Here is a 15,108-nt window from a genome sequence, read left to right on the forward strand (position 1 = left end):
TCCTTCGACAAGTGATACGGTCGAATTTCCGTCGTTCGCCTGAACGCACAACAAAGGAACATGCCGTGGGAGACCCGATGCGCCCGCTGCAACCTGGAGAACCCGCGCCCGAGTTCGCGCTTCCCGCGATCAATGTCGAAGGCGCAGTCTCTCTCGCCGACCTGCGTGGTCGCCCGTTCCTGATCGGCTTCTTCCGCGGGCTGCACTGCCCGTTCTGCCGGCGGCAGGTGATGCAGCTCGGTGCCCTGCAGCCTGCGCTGCGCGCCATCGGGGTCGAGACCCTGGCCGTGATCAACACGCCGCTCGAACGCGCCCGGCTGTACTTCCGCTACCACCCGACGCCGATCATGCTTCTGAGCGACCCGGATTGCCGCACGCACCAGGCCTTCGGCGTGCCGCACATCGAATTCCTGCCCGAAGGCAGCAGCGAGCGGTCCGAATGGCCTTCGCGTGCGAGCATGGCGGAATTCGAAGCCGCGCGCATCAACCCGACCGGCGAGCTGCCGGAACCGACGCAGCCGATGGCAAGCAACGCCATCCTCAACGCCATGGACGGCTTCGAGCTCGACGAAGTCGATACTGCGATCCTCGCGAACCACGCCACTCAGCTCGCCGGCCACTTCCTGGTCGATGGAGCCGGCATCGTCGCGTGGGCACAGATCGAGGCGCTCGACGGGCCCAACAGCCTCAGCATCTTCCCGAGCGCGGCGCAGATCATCGCCGCCGCCGGCAGCCTGTGATGCTGACGAGGCGCGGCCATGGTCAAGGAAAGCAACCGGTGGATGGAAGCCTCGGATGTCATTCCGATGTTCCCCAGCCTGGTCTGGAAAATCCAGTTCGAGGCCGGCTTGCGCGACGCGCTGGCACGAAGCATCCTCGCAGCGCTGGCCGACATGCGGCGCGGCCTGCCGCCGCTCGAAGCCGGCCGCGGCTGGCAGTCGGGGCAGGCCCTGCATGAACGCGAGGACTTTCGCGAGCTGGTTTCGTGTGTCCGTCGCGGCGTCACGAGCATCCTGCGATTTCTGCGATTTCTGCGAATCGGCGATGCCGCCTTCGAGATCACGGCCTACTGGGCCACCGTGCTGGCCAAGGGCGCCGCACACAAGATTCACAGCCACCCCAACAATTTCCTGAGCGGTGTCTACTACGTGTGCACCCCACCGGGCGCCGACGCCATCAACTTTCATGACCCGAGGCGTCAGACCGCCGTCATCAGGCCCCCGGTCGTGGAACTGACTGCTGACAACACCGACCAGGTGGTGGTCAAGGTGCGCAAAGGAACGCTTCTGATGTTTCCCTCCTTCCTGGAGCACTCCGTCGATGCCAACCTGAGCGAAGAAGAACGAATCAGCGTCAGCTTCAACGTGATGTTCTCTTCGTTCACGCAGCAGTTGAGCAAGCCGCTCTGGTAACACCAACCGGGAGATCCTGATGGACGACGAGACACTCAACCTCAGCATTCGCAAGTTCCTCAAGATGGTCGGCGTCAGCTCGCAGCGCGAAATCGAGCAGGCGGTGGCGAAGGCCGTCGCCGCCGGCACCGGCGCCGAGACCTTTGCTGCCACCATGACCCTGGAGATCCCGGCGCTGGGGCTCAAGGTCGGGTTCGACGGCGACATCAAGCTGAATTGAGCGTCCGCCGCCGGCGACCGCCGAGATGCACGACGCCGACAAGCTCGAAGCGGTGCTGCGCTACCACGAGTGCACCAAGCACCAGTTCCACCGCTATGCGCGCTCCGCCGGCACCCTGGATTGGGTGAACCAACCCAACCCGTTCCGCCGTTACGAGGGGGCGCCGCTCACGCAGTTGCCCATCCTTGGCGCGGACGAAGAGCCGGTGTCGCCTCGCTACCAGGAGATCTATCGTCGGGGCGCGGTGCCGAGCGCGCCCGTCATGGTCCGCTCGCTGTCGCGGCTGTTCGAGTACGCGCTTGCGCTGTCGGCCTGGAAGCAGGCGGGCGGCACGCGTTGGGCGCTGCGCAGCAACCCTTCGAGCGGCAACCTGCATCCCACCGAGGGCTACCTGCTGATCGGCGCGTGTCCCGGGCTGGCGCCGGCACCCGGCCTGTACCACTACGCGCCGAGAGAGCACGGTCTGGAACGGCGTGCCAACGCCTCCGCTGAGTGGTTCGCGCAGCTGATGCGAGAGTTTCCCCCAGAGGCCTTTCTGGTCGGACTCTCGTCCATCCACTGGCGCGAAGCGTGGAAGTACGGCGAACGCGCGTTCCGCTATTGCCAGCACGACGCGGGCCATGCCATCGGCACGCTTCGCATCGCAGCCGGGACCCTGGGATGGAGCGCTGTCGTGCTCCATGGCCTGGCCGATGAAAGCATCGAAGCCTTGCTGGGGCTGAACCGGGCCGAGGACTTCGCAGGCGCCGAGCGCGAACAGCCGGAGCTCGTCATGCTCGTCTGGCCGAACGAGGCGGCCGGGCGGTGGTGTGCAGGCGCGCAGCGCGCGTTGCCGCTCGGCCTGGATCCGCTGCTGGCGCGCGAGCTCACGCAGCAAGACTGGTGCGGAACGGCGAACCGACTCAGCCGCGACGACCCGGTCGACTGGGCCGTCATCGACGAGGTGACGCTCGCCTCACGCCAACCGACCGGCGAGCGCGATGGCTTGGACCTGTTCGACGCGCCAGCCCCGGCGCATCGAAGCGCAGCGTTCCCGATCGGGCCGTCGGCGGGCAGGATCATCCGCCAGCGGCGCAGCCTCCTGGCCTGCGACGGCCGGACCTCGATCACGGCCGAGCGCTTCTACGCCATGCTCGCGCGCGTGATGCCGCGCGTGGAACTGGAGGCGAACCGGCGGCCGTTGCCCTGGGATGCCATGGCCTGGGAGCCGCGCATCCACCTCGCCTTGTTCGTTCATCGGGTGGACGGGCTCGACCCAGGGCTGTACGTACTCGTCCGCGACCCGGCCAAACTGGACAAGCTGAAGCGCGCCATGCATCGGCACTTCGACTGGTCCAGGCCCCCTGGATGCCCGGCGGACCTTCCCCTTCACAGGCTGGAAAGCGGCGATGCGAGACAGCTCGCGACGCAAGTGAGCTGCTCGCAGGACATCGCGGGCGACGGGGTCTTTTCGCTCGGCATGATCGCCGAGTATCGGGACGCCTTGTTCACGCACGGCCCCTGGTTCTATCGCCCGCTCTTCTGGGAAACCGGGGTGATCGGGCAGGTGCTCTACCTGGAAGCCGAAGCGGCGGGCATCGGAGCCACGGGCATCGGCTGCTTCTTCGACGACCCGGTGCACCAGGTGTTCGGCTTCAGCGACCTGGAGTTCCAGTCGCTCTATCACTTCACGGTTGGCGGCCCGGTGCAGGACAGCCGGCTGACCACGCTGGCGCCCTACGGTGCGCATGCGCAGGACAAGAAGGACTAAGCCTTGATCCCGCAGCCGCCCAGCACGAAAGCCACCAGCTCGCGCGCGATCGGTTCGCGATCGATCGGCGCATCCGGCGGCAGCCCGAGCATCACGCGCGTCTGCAGCGCGTAGTCGGCGTAGCTCTGCGTCATCGCCCAGATGTGCATCAAGAGCAGGCGCGCATCCAGCGGCCGCATCTGCCCGCGCGCGATCCAGCCGTTGATGATGTCGACCTTCTTTTGCGTCCAGGCGCGCGCGTTGGGCCAGTACCGCTCGAGGTTGCGGCCGCCGTCGAGCACTTCGCGCGTGAAGATGCGCGAGATCTCGGGGTTGTCGAAGGCGTGGTCGAGCTTCTTGCGGATGTAGTCGCCCAGCACGGCCCCCGGGTCGTTGGCATGCTCCTCGAAGGAGAACACCACCTTCCAGTCGTGCAGCACCTGCATCAGCAGTTCTTCGTAGAGCTCTTCCTTGCCGGCGATGTAGTAGTGCAGCTGGGGCTTGGTGAGGCCGGCGCGCGCCGCGATCGCCTGGGTCGAAGTGCCCTTCAGGCCATGCAGGCTGAATTCGGCGATGGCCGCGCTGCGGATCGCGGCCAGGATGCGTTCGCGCCCCGGCCGGGCACGCGACAGCGGGCCGTCCGGCGCCGGCATCTGCTGCGCCGCTACGGGCGCGGGGGAAAGGGTTGGGCTCGTCATCGCTTGGGCGGGCTGTGCCGCCGTGGCGATGGTAGCGCTTCGATCCGATCTCGCCCGCGGCGCGCTGCCGGGCGGCCTGCATCGTCGCATGCACACAAGGCATTTCAGGGCTGTGACGGCGTGGCACGCTTCCTGTATCGTCTCGCGGCTTCGTGAAGTTAGTCACACCCCAACAGGAGCTTCCATGTTCTTCGCCCCCCGTTTCCGCAGCTTCGCGGCGGCCGCCGCGCTGGTCGCCGCCAGCGCCATCGCGCACGCCCAGCAATCCCTGCCCAACGTCGTGATCCTCGCGACCGGCGGCACCATCGCCGGCGCCGGCGCCTCGGCCGTCAACAGCGCCACCTATGCCGCCGCAAAGGTGCCGGTCGACAAGCTGATCGCCGGCCTGCCCGAGATCTCCAAGGTCGCCAACGTGCGCGGCGAGCAGGTGTTCCAGATCGCCTCGGAAAGCTTCACCAACGACAACCTGATGGTGCTGGCCAAGCGCGTTTCGGCGCTGTCGAAGCAGGCCGACGTCGACAGCATCGTGATCACCCATGGCACCGACACGCTGGAGGAAACCGCCTACTTCCTGAATCTGGTGGTGCGCACGTCCAAGCCGATCATCGTGGTCGGCTCGATGCGCCCGGGCACGGCGCTCTCGGCCGACGGCGCGCTGAACCTGTTCGACGCCGTCAACGTCGCCGCCAGCAAGGATGCCGGCGGCAAGGGCGTGCTGGTGACGATGAACGACGAAATCCAGAGCGGCCGCGACGTCAGCAAGGTCGTCAACATCAAGACCGAGGCCTTCAAGAGCCAGTGGGGCCCGCTGGGCATGATCGTCGAAGGCAAGAACTACTGGTTCCGCGCGCCGGTCAAGCGCCACACGACGCAGTCGGAGTTCAACATCGACGAGATCACGGCGCTGCCCGCGGTCGACATCGTCTACGGCTACGGCAGCGTACCTGCCACCGCGATCGACGCGCTGGGCAAGAGCGGCGTGAAGGCGCTGATCCACGCCGGCACCGGCAACGGCTCGGTGGCCGACCGCATCGTGCCGGTGCTGCAGAAGCTGCGCGGCGACGGTGTGCAGATCATCCGCAGCTCGCGCGTGTCCGACGGCTTCGTGATCCGCAACGCCGAGCAGCCCGACGACAAGTACGACTGGGTGGTCGCGCACGACCTGAAGCCGCAGAAGGCGCGCATCCTGGCAATGGTGGCCCTCACCAAGACCAACGATCCGAAGCAGCTCCAGCGCATCTTCTGGGAGTATTAGCCCACCCCCAGGCTTCGCGCACTTCGTGTCGCTTCGCCAACCCCCTTCGAGGGGGCAACACCAGCGGCCCGGCAAAGCCGGTTCCGCGGTGTTCCGCGGAGGAAGGCGCGACACCTGGCTCCGCACAACCGGCCGCAGTGGCGCAAGCCCTGCGGCCGTTCCTGCGTCTGGGCGCTCTTAAAATGACCGGTTCGTCGCGTCGGAAGCCGCCTGCCTCCGACCGGCCACCAGGCCCACCATGCTGACCTTCCAACAAATCATCCTCAAGCTTCAGTCCTACTGGGACGCCCAGGGCTGCGCGCTGCTGCAGCCCTACGACATGGAGGTGGGCGCCGGCACCTCGCACACCGCCACCTTCCTGCGAGCGCTGGGCCCCGAGCCCTGGAAAGCTGCCTACGTGCAGCCGAGCCGCCGCCCCAAGGACGGCCGCTACGGCGAGAACCCGAACCGCCTGCAGCACTACTACCAGTACCAGGTCGTGCTGAAGCCGGCGCCGAGCAACATCCTCGAGCTCTACCTCGGCTCGCTCGAAGCGCTGGGCTTCGATCTCAAGAAGAACGACATCCGTTTCGTCGAGGACGATTGGGAGAACCCGACGCTCGGTGCCTGGGGCCTGGGCTGGGAGGTCTGGCTCAACGGCATGGAGGTGACGCAGTTCACCTACTTCCAGCAGGTCGGCGGCATCGACTGCAGGCCGATCACCGGCGAGATCACCTACGGGCTGGAGCGGCTCGCGATGTACCTGCAGGGCAAGGAAAGCATCTACGAACTGGAATGGGCGCCCGGCATCAGCTATGGCGACGTGTACCACCAGAACGAGGTCGAACAATCGACCTACAACTTCGAGCACAGCGACGCCGACTTCCTGTTCACCGCCTTCGCCGCGCACGAGAAGCAGGCGAAATACCTGATGGAACAAAAGCTTGCGCTGCCGGCCTACGAGCAGGTGCTCAAGGCGGCCCACAGCTTCAATCTGCTGGACGCGCGCGGCGCGATCAGCGTGACCGAACGCGCGGCCTATATCGGCCGCATCCGCAATCTCGCGCGCAGCGTCGCGCAGAGCTACTACGAAAGCCGCGAACGGCTCGGATTCCCGATGGCGCCGCGCGAATGGGTCGCTGAGATCTCGAAGAAGGCGGCCTGAGCGATGACCTCCAAGAACAACCTGCTCGTCGAACTCTTCGTCGAGGAACTTCCTCCCAGGGCGCTGAAGAAGCTCGGCGACGCCTTCGCCGGCGTGCTGCGCGACCAGCTGGTGGCCCAGGGCCTGGCCGATGCCGGCTCGGTGCTCACCGCCTACGCCTCGCCGAGGCGCCTCGCGGCGCACCTCACGAACGTCCTGGGGCAGGCCGCCGACCGCGCGGTCTCGCAGAAGCTCATGCCGGCGACGGTGGGGCTCGATGCCTCCGGCAACGCAAGCCCCGCACTGCTCAAGCGCCTCGCCGCGCTGGGCGCCGACGCCTCGGCCGTGCCCGGCCTCAAGCGCGCGATGGACGGCAAGGCCGAAGCCCTGTTCTTCGAAAGCACCGCCCGCGGCGCGACGCTGGCCGAGGGGCTGCAGAAGGCGCTGGCCGAGAGCATCGCCAAGCTGCCGATCCCCAAGGTCATGAGCTACCAGCTCGAGACCGGCTGCGAGCTGCCCGGCTGGAGCAGCGTGAGCTTCGTGCGTCCGGCCCACGGGCTGGTGGCGCTGCATGGCGACACGGTGGTTCCGGTCGAGGCGCTGGGCCTTTCGGCCGGGCGCGAAACGCATGGCCACCGCTTCGAGGCGCAGGTCGATCCGATTGTGCTGCGCGACGCCAACAGCTATGCGGCGCAACTGGCCGACGAAGGCGCCGTGATCGCCGGCTTCGAGGCGCGCCGCTTCGAGATCGCGCGCCAGCTGGCCGAGGCGGCGTTGACGGTCGGCACCGGCTCGCAGCCGATCGACGACGACGCGCTGCTCGACGAAGTCACGGCGCTGGTCGAACGCCCCAACGTTCTGGTGTGCGAGTTCGAGCGCGAGTTCCTCGATGTGCCGCAGGAGTGCCTCATCCTCACGATGAAGGCCAACCAGAAGTACTTTCCGTTGCTCGACGCCGCGGGCCGGCTCACCCACAAGTTCCTGGTGGTCAGCAATATCCGGCCCGACGATGCCGGCGCGGTGATCGGCGGCAACGAGCGCGTGGTGCGCCCGCGGCTGGCCGACGCCAAGTTCTTCTTCGACCAGGACCGCAAGAAATCGCTGGCCTCGCGCGTCGAGTCGCTGGCCAAGGTGGTCTATCACAACAAGCTGGGCACCCAGGGCGAACGCGTGCAGCGCGTGATGCGCATCGCGCACGCCATCGGCGAGCAGCTGGGCGCCGCGTCGCACGACAGCACGCTAGCGCCGCACGCGGTGCAGGCCGCCCAGTTGGCCAAGGCCGACCTGGTGACCGACATGGTCGGCGAGTTCCCCGAGCTGCAGGGCACCATGGGCCGCTACTACGCGCTGCACGACGGGCTCGAGCCCGCGGTGGCCGATGCGGTCGAAGACCATTACAAGCCGCGCTTCGCGGGCGACGAGCTGCCGCGCAACCCCGTCGGCATCGTGGTCGCGCTGGCCGACAAGCTCGAGACCCTGGTGGGTATGTTCGGCATCGGCAACCTGCCCACCGGCGACCGCGATCCCTTCGCGCTGCGCCGTCATGCACTGGGCGTGATCCGCATGTTGATCGAGCGCCAGCTGCCGATCGAACTGCGCGCCTTGCTCGGCCAGGCCTTCGCCGCCTTCGCGCCGAAGGCGGGCGAAGCCGCGCTCGCCGACCCGACCGAGGCGCTTGAAGCCTTCCTCTACGACCGCCTGGCCGGCAGCCTGCGCGAGCAGGGCGCCAGCGCCCAGGAGGTCGACGCCGTGCTGGCGCCCCAGCCGCAGCGCCTCGGCGAGGTGCCCAAGCTGCTGGCCGCCGTGCGCGCCTTTGCCGCGCTGCCCGAGGCGCCCGCGCTGGCGGCGGCCAACAAGCGCATCGGCAACATCCTCAAGAAGTCGCCCGAAGCCGATGCGCACGTGAGCGAGCTGCTGCTGCTGGAGCCGGCCGAAAAGGCGCTCCATGCCGCGATGCAGAAGGTCGTGCCCGTGGCCAATGCGCAGTTCGACGCCGGCGACTACACCGCCTCGCTGCAAACCCTGGCCGCGCTGCGCGAGCCGGTCGATGCCTTCTTCGACGGCGTGATGGTCAATGCCGAGCAGTCCGACCTGCGCCTCAACCGACTCGGCCTCCTGATGCTGCTGCATGCGGCGATGAACCGCGTGGCGCAGCTCGAGCGCCTCGCCACCTGATCGGCACGCCATGAAAATCGTCATCCTGGACCGCAACGGCACGCTCAACGTGCACCGCGAGGACTTCGTCAAGAGCGACATCGAATGGACGCCGCTGCCCGGCGCGCTGGAGGCGGTTGCGCGGCTCAACCACGCCGGCTGGCACGTCGTGATCGCGTCCAATCAGTCCGGGCTCGGCCGCGGACTGTTCGACATGGCTTCGCTCAACGCCATGCACGCCAAGATGCACAAGATGCTGGCCGCGGTGGGCGGCCGCGTCGATGCGGTGTTCTATTGCCCGCACAGCCCCGACGAGGGCTGCGAGTGCCGCAAGCCCAAGCCTGGCCTGTTCCACCAGATCGGTGAGCGCTATGGCGTCGACCTGGCCCACGTGCCGGTTGCGGGCGACAGCCTGCGCGACATGCAGGCCGGCGCGGCCGCCGGCTGCGAGCCGCACCTGCTGCTGACCGGCATGGGCGCGGCCTGCCGCGGCGTGACGCCGTTGCCGCCCGAGTACCCGCCGAACACGCAGGTCCACGACGATCTGGCGGCTTTCGTCGACTTCCTGCTGGAACGCGAAGAGCAGCAGGCCACCCTGCAGGTGGCCGTCTGATGGCCTTCCTTCGCTCTCTCGTCCACGCGCTGTGGATGCTCGTCACGGTGATCCCCTGGGGCATCATCATGGTGGTCAGCTCGCTCTGGAAGCGCGGCATTCCGCTGTACTGGATGGCCGCGCGCTGGCTCGGCTGGGCCATCGGCGGCGCGCGGCTGCTGCTGGGCATCAAGACGCGCGTGAGCGGCATGGAGAACCTGCCGCAGGACAAGCTCGCCGGCTGCGTGCTGCTGGTCAAGCACCAGTCGACCTTCGAGACCTTCCTGATGCCCACGCTGATGCCGCATCCGCTGGCCTTCGTGTTCAAGAGGGAACTGATCTACGTGCCCTTCTTCGGCTGGGCCATGGCGCGGCTCGACATGATCCACATCGACCGCAGCCAGCGCACGCAGGCTTTCAACAAGGTCGTCGCGCGGGGCCGCGAGCTGCTGGCGCAGGGCATCTGGATCATCATGTTTCCCGAAGGCACGCGCATTCCGCGCGGCCGGCAGGGCGTCTACAAGACCGGCGGCACTCGGCTCGCGTGCGAGACCGGCGTGCCGGTGATCCCGATCGCCGTGACCTCGGCCAAGGTCTGGCCGCGCAAGGCCTTCATCAAGCGCCCGGGCGTGGTCGATGTCTCGATCGGCCCGGCCATTTCGAGCGTCGGGCGCCGGCCCGACGAGCTGATGCGCGAGGTCGAGGCCTGGATCGAGGGCGAGATGCGCCGGCTCGATCCCGAGGCCTACGTCTCGACCGAGACGGTTTCGGCCTGAGGCCCGGCCATGCGCAGCCTGCTGCAGTTCACGCTCGACCTGTTCGACGAGCCTGCGCCGCCTGCGCCTGCGCCCGCCGTCGAACAAGCGCCGGCGGGCACCGTCTTCCCGCCTGCGATCCCGCTGGCCGATGCGATGAGCCCGGCCAGCTTCGTCCATCCGCGCGCCACGCGCGAGCTCGTGCTGGGCGACGCCCGCGTGGCCTACGAGTTCACGCGCGGCAAGCGCCGCACCATCGGCTTCGTGGTCGGTGCCGAGGGCCTGTCGGTGCGCGCGCCGCGCTGGGTGGCGCTGCGCGACGTCGATGCCGCGGTGAAGGAGAAGGCCGACTGGATCCTGCGCAAGCTGTCCGAGACGCAGCAGCGCCATGCGCGGCTGGAAGCGGCGCGCATCGAGTGGAAGGACGGCGTCAGCTTTCCCTTTCTCGGCGAGCCGGTGGTGGTGCGGCTCGATCCGCACCATGCCTTCGACGGCATCGGCGCCATGCTCGATGCGGGGGCGGGCATTGCGCCGCACACGCTGCGCCTCGCGCTGGCGAACAACGCCAATCAGGCCCAGATCCGCGATGCCGCGCAAGCCTGGCTCATGCGCCAGGCGCGGCGCGTCTTCACCGAGCGGCTCGACCACTTTGCGCCCCGCCTCGGCGTGGCCTGGCGCAAGCTGGCGCTGTCGAACGCCTCCACGCGCTGGGGCAGCGCCAGCGCCGACGGCGCGATCCGCCTGCATTGGCGGCTGGTGCACTTCAAGATGTCGGTGATCGACTACGTGGTGGCGCACGAACTGAGCCACCTGCGCGTGATGGACCACAGCCCGCGCTTCTGGGAGACGGTGGAGAGCGTGCTGCCGGACTACGGCGCGCTGCGGCAGCAGCTCAAGGAGCACCCGGTTCCGCCGTGGTGAACCGGGTGTCGTTCAGCGTGCGTGCGTGACGCCGCCGTCGACGACCAGCGTCGAACCCATCACGTAATCGCCAGCGCGCGATGCGAGGTAGATCGCCGCAGCCGCCATGTCTTCCGGCTCGCCGATGCGTCCCGCCGGAATGTGCCCCTTGATCTCGTCGCCATGGTCACGCGCGACCTTGTTCATGTCGGAAGCGAAGGCGCCCGGCGCGATCGCGCTGACGACGATGCGGTCCTGCGCGAGGCGCAGCGCCATGCGGCGCGTGAGCTGGATCAGCCCGGCCTTGCTGGCCGCGTACGAGTAGGTTTCCTGCGGATTGATCGAAATGCCGTCGATCGAGGCGATGTTGATGACCTTCGCCAGGTGGTCGGTAGCCGCCTTCTTGAGCATCGGCGTCAGCGCCTTGGTAAGGAAGAAGGGGGTCTTGAGGTTGAGGTCGACCACCTTGTCCCAGCCGCTCTCGGGAAATTCCTCGTAGGGCGCGCCCCAGGCGGCGCCGGCGTTGTTGACCAGGATGTCGAGCGTGCCCTCGTGCTTGGCATAGGCGTCGACCAGGGCTTGCGCGCCCTCCAGCGTCGACACGTCGGCCGGCAGCGAGACGCAGTGGCCGAAGGCCGAGAGTTCCTTGGCCGTCTGGTCGCAGGCCGCGGCCTTGCGCGCCGAGATGTAGACGCGGGCGCCCTGCGCCAGGAAGCCTTCGGCGATCATGCGGCCGATGCCGCGCGAACCGCCGGTGATGAGGGCGCTGCGGCCCTCGAGCGAAAAGAGTCGGGTGGTGTCCATGCGCTGTGTCTCCTGAATATGCGCAGGAGCTTAGTGCGCACGGGCGCCAGCCGCCGTCACCTTGGTGCCAGCGGTTCCTCTTCGTCCAGCGCCAGCACCACCTCTTGCAGGGTGCGCGCGAGCCGGTCGCCGTCGAGCGGCTTGTGCAGGATGCGCGCCGCCACGCTCGAGAACTCGCGGAAGCGCATCGGCGCGGTCTCGCCGGTCACGATCACGGCCGGCAGATCCGGCTTCTTCTGGCGCAGTCTTTCGATCACGTCGAGGCCCGTCTCTTCGCGCAGGCGGTAGTCCACCACCATCACGTCGGGCTCGAAGCCTTCGGCCAGCGCCTGCTCGGCCTTGAGGCCGTTGGCGACGCCCTTCACCGACCAGCCCAGCTGGTGCAGATAAGTGCACATCGCGGACAGCACCTCGGCCTCGTCGTCGACCAGCAGCACGGCCAGGCGCGTGCCGTCGAAGGAACGCGCCAGCGAATTCGCCACCTCGGGGTGGGAGTCGTCCAACGGAACGGCAGGCGCGATATGGAGCTCGAAGGTGGTGCCGCGGCCCGGCTCGCTGTCCAGCTTGAGCTCGATCTTCAACAGGTCGGCCGTGCGGCGCACGATCGCGAGCCCGAGGCCCAGGCCCTGCGCGCGGTCCCGCGAGGGATTGCCGATCTGGTAGAACTCCTCGAACACCCGCTCGCGCTCGTTCTCCGGGATGCCGGGGCCGGTGTCGCTCACCCGCACCACGACCCGGCCGTCGGGCCCCGGCTGTGCCGACAGCGTCACGCCGCCGCTGGTGGTGAACTTGATGGCGTTGTTCACGAGGTTGCCGACGATGCGCATCAACTGGTCGCCGTCGGTGAGGCCCCAGAGCGGCGCGTCGGGCGCCAGCACCTTCATGAAGAGGCCCTGCTGCGCCGCCAGCGCCGCATATTCGTCGCGCGAGGCGCGCAGCACGGCGCCGATGTCGTGCGGCGCGAACTTGGCTTCGATGGTGTGGGCGTCGAGGCGCGAGATGTCCAGCAGGCCGTCCAGGAGGCTGCTGCTCTGGCGCAGCGCGCTGCCGATGCCGCGGCTCACCTCTTTCAGGAGCGGATCGGTGGCGCGCCGGGCCAGGATGTCCAGCGTGGTCGCGTTGATCGACAGCGCATGCAGCGGTTGGCGCAGATCGTGGCTGGCCGCCGCGAAGAAGCGCGTCTTGGCCTCGCTGGCGGCGGTGGCGCGGTCGCGCTCCTGGCGCACGGCTTCGGACAGAACCGCGTTGTCGTCGACCACGTTCATGAGCTTGTGCAGCATGCGTCCCTGGTCTCTGACGGTGGCCAGCAGCATGAAATAGACGAGCACGATGCCGGCCCCGAACATGTAACCCACCGCCCCGCCGCGCCAGGCCCAGCCGCCGGCCAGGCACAAGAAGGTGAGCGTGCAGAAGCCCACGAAGGCGCGCTGCGAGCCCGCGACCGAGGCGGCGCCGATGGTGCAGCCGGCCATCAGCACCGCGGCCACCGCCAGTGGCGCGAAGTCTCCTGGCGCGAAGAAGGCGAAGGGAACGATGGCCGCGGTCGAGATGCCGTTGAGGTCGAAGCCGCGCAGCAGCCGCGGCAGGTACTGCAGCTGGGTCTCGGGTTCGGCGCGCTCCACTGCCAGACCCAGGCGCCAGCGGTACACCATCACGGCGCCGGTGAGGGCCAGCCAGATCCAGGGCCAGACCTGCACGCCCTGGCGCCAGACGATGAAGGCCACCAGAATGTAGCCCAGATAGTTGAGCGGCAGGCGCCGCGAGTACTGCAGGATCAGCGCCAGCCGGCGCTCGAGAATGCGGCGCCCGATGCGTGCCTCGCGCGTGCTGCCGGCGAGCGGAATCGGCGCGGACGCGGTGTCAGTCAATGCGGATGCCCTCGCGCGATGCCTGGTAGGCGGCCTCGGTGCGGTTGCGCACGCCGAGCGCGGTGTAGACCGCGGTCAGGTGGGCCTTGACGGTGGACTCGGCGATGTTGAGCTGGCGTGCGATGAGCTTGTTGGGCAGGCCGCGCGCGGCTGCGCGGTAGACGTCCATCTGGCGCGCGGTGAGGCCTGCGAGCCGAGGGTCGTTGCCCGTGTTCGGCTGGGCTTCGACATCGGGCGGGGCCGCGTTGAGGGTTTCCAGCGGCAGGAAGATGCGTCCGGCCAGCACGTGCCGCAGCGCAGCGACCATCATTTCCGAGCTGTACTTCTTGGGAATGAAGCCGGCCGCGCCCAGGTCGACCGAGTTGCGGATCAGCGTGGCGTTGGTCTCGCCGGACAGCACCACGATGCGCGCCATGCAGCCCGCATCGCGCAGCCGGCGAATGGACTCTTCGCCATCGCAATCGGCCAGGTGCCAGTCGAGCAGCACCAGGTCGAACTCCGCGAGCTCCACCAGCTTCGCGGCATTCGTCATTTCGCCCGTGGTCTCCACGCGCAGCTCGGGAACCAGGACGCTCAGCAGGTTCTTCATGCCCTGCAAGAACATCACGTGGTCATCAATCATCAATACGTTCATCGGTACCTCTGGCCCGAGTATTCATCAGATTGAGGCCGGAATGAACGGGCTAAGACTTTGGTCGAAGCGGCAGTGAAAGCGCTCTTGCACTTTTGAATTCGCGCCGAATGCCGGTGACCGGATCGCGAAAGGCCAGCCCCTTGGCCAAGAGCTGCAGCGGCCGCTCGAAGTCTTCGTCGCCTTCGGGCAGAAGCTCGGGATAGATCGCGTCGTTGCAGATCGGCATGCCGAGCGCTGCGCAGTGCACGCGCAGCTGATGCCTGCGTCCCGTGCGCGGCGCGAGAAGCAGGCGGGCCCAGCCCTCGCCGGCCTCCAGCAGCTCGAGGCGCGTCTCGGAGTTGGGCTCGCCGGGCACTTCCCGCATGCGCATGAAATGCGAATCGTCCACAAGGCGGCTGCGGCGCACGGCGGGCAGCGCCAGATCGCCATGCCAGGGCACGATGGCCTCGTAGTGCTTGGCGATCTCGCGCTTGGCGAACAGCGCGTGGTAGATGCCGCGGGTCGCGGGCTGGACCGAGAACAGCACCACGCCGGCGGTCTCGCGGTCGATGCGGTGCAGGGGCGCCAGGTCGTCGAGGCCCAGCTTGCGCTTCAGGCGCACGAGCAGGCTCTCCTGCACGTACTTGCCCACCGGCGTGACCGGCAGGAAATGGGGCTTGTCCACGGCCAGCAGCTGCTCGTCCTGGAACAGGATGACTTCGTCGAAAGGGATGCGGCGCTCCGTCTCGAGCGAGCGGTAGTAGTAGATGCGCAGCCGCGGCTGGTAGGGCCGCGTTTCGGTGACGGGCACGCCGTGCTCGTCGACCACTTCGCCCGAGCGCATGCGCGCTTCCCAGGTGGCGCGCGGGATGGCCGCGAAGCGCTGCACCAGGAACTCGGCGATGGTGGGCCAGGGGCCGGGCGGCAGCGCGACGCAGCTCGGGCCGACGCCGTCGCGGGTGGGCAGCGGCAGGGGAGCGGGCAT

Annotated in this window: 15 protein-coding genes; 10 read left to right on the forward strand and 5 right to left on the reverse strand. The window is 68.1% G+C overall.

From position 1 onward, the window contains the following. Window positions 1-77: 77 nt before the first annotated feature. The 4 genes from ACSQ9A_RS04495 to ACSQ9A_RS04510 are packed head-to-tail and all read left to right on the forward strand — an operon-like array spanning window position 78 to window position 3,382. The gene (locus ACSQ9A_RS04495) at window positions 78-740 is read left to right on the forward strand and encodes a redoxin domain-containing protein (protein ID WP_436302828.1); all 663 of its coding nucleotides are present in this window, start codon (window positions 78-80) and stop codon (window positions 738-740) included. Between the two features lie 18 nt (window positions 741-758). Next, window positions 759-1,412, forward strand: a complete 654-nt coding sequence (locus ACSQ9A_RS04500; protein WP_436302829.1) for a 2OG-Fe(II) oxygenase family protein — start codon at window positions 759-761, stop codon at window positions 1,410-1,412. Window positions 1,413-1,431: 19 nt separating this feature from the next. Continuing rightward, entirely contained in the window at window positions 1,432-1,632 is a 201-nt protein-coding gene (locus ACSQ9A_RS04505; protein ID WP_093109463.1) for a DUF6494 family protein, read from the forward strand. Between the two features lie 25 nt (window positions 1,633-1,657). Then, window positions 1,658-3,382, forward strand: a complete 1,725-nt coding sequence (locus ACSQ9A_RS04510) for a SagB/ThcOx family dehydrogenase (RefSeq protein ID WP_436302830.1) — start codon at window positions 1,658-1,660, stop codon at window positions 3,380-3,382. Here ACSQ9A_RS04510 and ACSQ9A_RS04515 read toward each other — a convergent pair. Next, on the reverse strand, window positions 3,379-4,014 hold the full coding sequence (locus tag ACSQ9A_RS04515) for a TetR family transcriptional regulator C-terminal domain-containing protein (protein ID WP_436306254.1): 636 nt from the start codon (window positions 4,012-4,014) through the stop codon (window positions 3,379-3,381). The genes ACSQ9A_RS04510 and ACSQ9A_RS04515 overlap by 4 nt on opposite strands. 229 nt (window positions 4,015-4,243) lie before the next feature. Between ACSQ9A_RS04515 and ACSQ9A_RS04520 the strand changes: the two genes are divergently transcribed. From ACSQ9A_RS04520 to ACSQ9A_RS04545, 6 genes are all read left to right on the forward strand, one after another. After that, window positions 4,244-5,314 carry an asparaginase gene (locus tag ACSQ9A_RS04520; RefSeq protein WP_436302831.1) on the forward strand — a complete coding sequence of 357 codons (1,071 nt, stop codon included), beginning with the start codon at window positions 4,244-4,246 and terminating at the stop codon, window positions 5,312-5,314. Between the two features lie 238 nt (window positions 5,315-5,552). Then, window positions 5,553-6,458, forward strand: coding sequence for a glycine--tRNA ligase subunit alpha (glyQ, locus tag ACSQ9A_RS04525; protein ID WP_093109466.1), 906 nt, complete (start codon window positions 5,553-5,555; stop codon window positions 6,456-6,458). A gap of 3 nt (window positions 6,459-6,461) precedes the next feature. Continuing rightward, window positions 6,462-8,612: a glycine--tRNA ligase subunit beta gene (gene glyS / locus ACSQ9A_RS04530; protein ID WP_436302833.1), complete on the forward strand. Its 2,151-nt coding sequence runs from the start codon at window positions 6,462-6,464 to the stop codon at window positions 8,610-8,612. 10 nt (window positions 8,613-8,622) lie between these two features. Continuing rightward, window positions 8,623-9,204, forward strand: coding sequence for a D-glycero-beta-D-manno-heptose 1,7-bisphosphate 7-phosphatase (gene gmhB / locus ACSQ9A_RS04535; RefSeq protein ID WP_093109468.1), 582 nt, complete (start codon window positions 8,623-8,625; stop codon window positions 9,202-9,204). Beyond that, window positions 9,204-9,959: a lysophospholipid acyltransferase family protein gene (locus ACSQ9A_RS04540; protein WP_093109469.1), complete on the forward strand. Its 756-nt coding sequence runs from the start codon at window positions 9,204-9,206 to the stop codon at window positions 9,957-9,959. Before gmhB ends, ACSQ9A_RS04540 begins: the two co-directional genes overlap by 1 nt. A 9-nt stretch (window positions 9,960-9,968) precedes the next feature. Then, on the forward strand, window positions 9,969-10,859 hold the full coding sequence (locus ACSQ9A_RS04545; protein WP_436302834.1) for a M48 family metallopeptidase: 891 nt from the start codon (window positions 9,969-9,971) through the stop codon (window positions 10,857-10,859). Window positions 10,860-10,871: 12 nt separating this feature from the next. On the opposite strand, the gene ACSQ9A_RS04550 is transcribed toward ACSQ9A_RS04545, so the two are convergent. The 4 genes from ACSQ9A_RS04550 to ACSQ9A_RS04565 are packed head-to-tail and all read right to left on the reverse strand — an operon-like array spanning window position 10,872 to window position 15,108. After that, on the reverse strand, window positions 10,872-11,642 hold the full coding sequence (locus tag ACSQ9A_RS04550; protein WP_093109471.1) for an SDR family oxidoreductase: 771 nt from the start codon (window positions 11,640-11,642) through the stop codon (window positions 10,872-10,874). Between the two features lie 56 nt (window positions 11,643-11,698). After that, complete coding sequence (locus tag ACSQ9A_RS04555) at window positions 11,699-13,510, reverse strand: ATP-binding response regulator (RefSeq protein WP_436302835.1); 1,812 nt, start codon at window positions 13,508-13,510, stop codon at window positions 11,699-11,701. Beyond that, window positions 13,503-14,144 (reverse strand): response regulator, encoded by a 642-nt coding sequence (locus ACSQ9A_RS04560; RefSeq protein WP_093109473.1) that lies wholly within the window; start codon window positions 14,142-14,144, stop codon window positions 13,503-13,505. Before ACSQ9A_RS04560 ends, ACSQ9A_RS04555 begins: the two co-directional genes overlap by 8 nt. 49 nt (window positions 14,145-14,193) lie before the next feature. After that, window positions 14,194-15,108: a pseudouridine synthase gene (locus tag ACSQ9A_RS04565; RefSeq protein ID WP_436302836.1), complete on the reverse strand. Its 915-nt coding sequence runs from the start codon at window positions 15,106-15,108 to the stop codon at window positions 14,194-14,196.

The sequence above is a fragment of the Variovorax sp. LjRoot290 genome, from assembly GCF_964253985.1.
Taxonomy (GTDB): domain Bacteria; phylum Pseudomonadota; class Gammaproteobacteria; order Burkholderiales; family Burkholderiaceae_C; genus Variovorax.

Coding starts and splice junctions, on each gene's coding strand:
- ACSQ9A_RS04565 (WP_436302836.1), bottom strand. CDS start 15,108: ATGCCCGCTCCCCTGCCGCTGCCCACCCGCGACGGCGTCGGCCCGAGC.
- ACSQ9A_RS04495 (WP_436302828.1), top strand. CDS start 78: ATGCGCCCGCTGCAACCTGGAGAACCCGCGCCCGAGTTCGCGCTTCCC.
- ACSQ9A_RS04505 (WP_093109463.1), top strand. CDS start 1,432: ATGGACGACGAGACACTCAACCTCAGCATTCGCAAGTTCCTCAAGATG.
- ACSQ9A_RS04560 (WP_093109473.1), bottom strand. CDS start 14,144: ATGAACGTATTGATGATTGATGACCACGTGATGTTCTTGCAGGGCATG.
- glyS (WP_436302833.1), top strand. CDS start 6,462: ATGACCTCCAAGAACAACCTGCTCGTCGAACTCTTCGTCGAGGAACTT.
- ACSQ9A_RS04515 (WP_436306254.1), bottom strand. CDS start 4,014: ATGCCGGCGCCGGACGGCCCGCTGTCGCGTGCCCGGCCGGGGCGCGAA.
- ACSQ9A_RS04540 (WP_093109469.1), top strand. CDS start 9,204: ATGGCCTTCCTTCGCTCTCTCGTCCACGCGCTGTGGATGCTCGTCACG.
- ACSQ9A_RS04550 (WP_093109471.1), bottom strand. CDS start 11,642: ATGGACACCACCCGACTCTTTTCGCTCGAGGGCCGCAGCGCCCTCATC.
- ACSQ9A_RS04545 (WP_436302834.1), top strand. CDS start 9,969: ATGCGCAGCCTGCTGCAGTTCACGCTCGACCTGTTCGACGAGCCTGCG.
- ACSQ9A_RS04510 (WP_436302830.1), top strand. CDS start 1,658: ATGCACGACGCCGACAAGCTCGAAGCGGTGCTGCGCTACCACGAGTGC.
- glyQ (WP_093109466.1), top strand. CDS start 5,553: ATGCTGACCTTCCAACAAATCATCCTCAAGCTTCAGTCCTACTGGGAC.
- gmhB (WP_093109468.1), top strand. CDS start 8,623: ATGAAAATCGTCATCCTGGACCGCAACGGCACGCTCAACGTGCACCGC.
- ACSQ9A_RS04520 (WP_436302831.1), top strand. CDS start 4,244: ATGTTCTTCGCCCCCCGTTTCCGCAGCTTCGCGGCGGCCGCCGCGCTG.
- ACSQ9A_RS04500 (WP_436302829.1), top strand. CDS start 759: ATGGTCAAGGAAAGCAACCGGTGGATGGAAGCCTCGGATGTCATTCCG.